Below are 2,393 nucleotides of genomic sequence, written 5' to 3' on the forward strand. Positions count from 1 at the left end.
CTGGCGCAGCAGCTGACCAATCTCGTTGCCCGGCTCACGGGTGACGATGGTCAGGTCCAGGTCCTGGCGCAGCATCAGCTGTTTGGAGGAGTCACAATGCACCTCCACCTGCACCAGCGGGTAAGCCTGGGCAAAGCTCGACAGAATGGTCGGCAGGAAGCGCATGGCATAGTCGTCCGGCGTACCGATGCGTACTACCCCGACCATGTGCGGCATGCGCAGGGTATTGAATACTTCCCCATGCAACTTGAGGATGCGCCGGGCATAGCCTAGCAATACCTGGCCCTCGGCGGTCAGGCGCACCTGGCGGCCGTCGCGCTCGAACAGCTGGCGCTGCAGAATGTCTTCTTCCAGGCGTTTCATCTGCATGCTCACCGCCGACTGGGTGCGGTTGACCACCTCGCCGGCGCGGGTAAAGCCACCCTGCTCGGCGATGGCCACGAAGGTGCGAAGTACGTCCGCGTCGAGGCTCTGGTACTGGGACATTGCATCAATCTCCGAGATGCATGGCATCAGAAACATTCGTTGGATTGATCTTATGCCTGGCGCGAGACTGGAGCCATCAACACGGAGGGCTTCACGATGAAAGGTCATGTCAGCAGCATCCAGCAACCTGCCTTTTCCCTGAACCACCTGTGGCATGCCGCCCTGCAGCGCCCGGCGCGCTGGCTGCAGCTGTACCGCCAACGCCAGGAACTGGCCAGCCTCAGTGACGCAACCTTGCACGACTTGGGGTTGAGCCGGGCGGATATCCAGCAGGAGGCCGAGCGGCATTTCTGGGATGACCCGCTGCGGAAATAGACTAAGTTTGTCGGTGGAACCACTGGCCTCTTCGCGGGTGAACCCGCTCCCACAGGGATACCACTGGTATTGAGCAATGCGGAGTTCCTGTGGGAGCGGGTTCACCCGCGATAGGGCCGGAACAGACACTACAAGGAGTTCAGGCTTGCCCCTCAAGCTGTCCATCAACCAGGCCCGTCGCCTGGCCCTTTCTGCCCAAGGTTTCGGCAAACAGCCGGAATCGGCGCCGACCCTGCCAGCACTCAAGCGCATGCTGCAACGCCTGGGCGTGTTGCAGATCGATTCGGTCAACGCCCTGGTCCGCTCCCACTACCTGCCGCTGTTCTCCCGGCTGGGCAACTACTCGCCTGCCACCCTCGACCAGCTCGCCTGGGGCGGTGGCCGCCAGCGCCTGTTGTTCGAGTACTGGGGTCATGAAGCCTCATTGCTGCCGCTGAGCCTGTACCCACTGCTGCGCTGGCGCATGGCCCATGCCGCCGATGGTCGTGGCATCTATCGCCAGCTCGCGCAGTTTGGCCGTGAACGCCAGGATGTGATCGCCCGGGTACTGGCAGCGGTCCGCGAACAGGGCGCCCTTGGTGCGGGCAGCCTGTCCTCCCGTGAGGAGCGGGCCGGCCCCTGGTGGGACTGGAGCGAGGAAAAGCACGCGCTGGAGTGGCTGTTCGCCGCAGGGCAAGTGACGGTCGCTGGCCGACGTGGCTTCGAGCGGCTCTACGATGTGCCGGAAAAGGTCCTGCCGAAAGCGATTCTCGACCAACCATTGCCCAGCGAGACCGAGGCGCATCAGGGTTTGATGCTCCACGCCGCCACTGCCCTGGGCGTAGCCACTGAGCGCGACCTGCGCGACTACTTCCGGCTGGACCCGGGGCAGGGCAAAGCGGCACTGGCCGAACTGCTGGCTGATGGCCGTCTGCAAGCGGTCGAGGTGCAGGGTTGGAAGCAGCTTGCCTACTGCGCCGGCGCGCCGCGTATTCCCCGGCGCATCGAGTCCAGCGCGCTATTGTCGCCGTTCGATTCACTGGTCTGGGAACGCAACCGCACCGAGCGCTTGTTCGACTTCCGCTACCGCCTGGAAATCTACACCCCGGCGCACAAGCGGGTGTACGGCTACTACGTGCTGCCATTCCTGTACCGCGAACGCATCGCCGCGCGCGTGGACCTGCGCGCCGAGCGCGCCCAAGGGCAACTGGCAGTGCATGCCGTGCATGTCGAGGCAGCGGGCCTGGACGAAGAAGCGTATCAGGCTTTGGCCGGCAACCTGCTGCGCCTGGCCCAGTGGCTGGGCCTGGGGCGGGTGCAACTCAACTGCCCTCGGGTTGAGGGCAGCCAGTTGCGTCAGGCGTTGCTCAGCGCCGCACCTGCTTGAGGGTTTCGGCAATCAGGAATGCCAGCTCCAGGGACTGGTCGGCATTCATGCGCGGGTCGCAGTGGGTGTGATACCGGTCGGACAGCGCATCTTCGGTGATCGGCCGGGCGCCGCCGATGCATTCGGTGACGTTCTGTCCGGTCATCTCGATGTGGATGCCGCCGGCATGGCTGCCCTCGGCCTGGTGCACCTGGAAGAACTGCTTCACCTCGTCCAGGATCTGCGC

4 protein-coding genes are annotated in these 2,393 nt (G+C 64.3%); 2 read left to right on the forward strand and 2 right to left on the reverse strand.

Annotation, left to right across the window (positions count from 1 at the left end; translation table 11 throughout):
• The coding region (locus JV551A3_RS10230; RefSeq protein WP_167494824.1) for a LysR family transcriptional regulator at positions 1-486 on the reverse strand (486 nt) is incomplete at its 3' end.
• A 96-nt stretch (positions 487-582) separates the two neighbouring features.
• Here JV551A3_RS10230 and JV551A3_RS10235 point away from each other — a divergent pair.
• Both JV551A3_RS10235 and JV551A3_RS10240 read left to right on the forward strand, forming a co-directional pair.
• The gene (locus JV551A3_RS10235) at positions 583-801 is read left to right on the forward strand and encodes a DUF1127 domain-containing protein (RefSeq protein WP_013971536.1); all 219 of its coding nucleotides are present in this window, start codon (positions 583-585) and stop codon (positions 799-801) included.
• Between the two features lie 145 nt (positions 802-946).
• The gene (locus JV551A3_RS10240; protein ID WP_133970715.1) at positions 947-2,167 is read left to right on the forward strand and encodes a winged helix-turn-helix domain-containing protein; all 1,221 of its coding nucleotides are present in this window, start codon (positions 947-949) and stop codon (positions 2,165-2,167) included.
• Here JV551A3_RS10240 and JV551A3_RS10245 read toward each other — a convergent pair.
• Positions 2,148-2,393, reverse strand: a 246-nt coding sequence (locus JV551A3_RS10245) for a 3-deoxy-7-phosphoheptulonate synthase (protein ID WP_137010663.1), incomplete at its 5' end; no start/stop codon positions are given. The genes JV551A3_RS10240 and JV551A3_RS10245 overlap by 20 nt on opposite strands.

Origin of the sequence: Pseudomonas inefficax (assembly GCF_900277125.1) — a bacterium.
GTDB lineage: Bacteria > Pseudomonadota > Gammaproteobacteria > Pseudomonadales > Pseudomonadaceae > Aquipseudomonas > Aquipseudomonas inefficax.

Excerpts from the sequence above, each read along its gene's own strand:
- JV551A3_RS10235 (WP_013971536.1), top strand. The coding sequence starts at position 583 with ATGAAAGGTCATGTCAGCAGCATCCAGCAACCTGCCTTTTCCCTGAAC.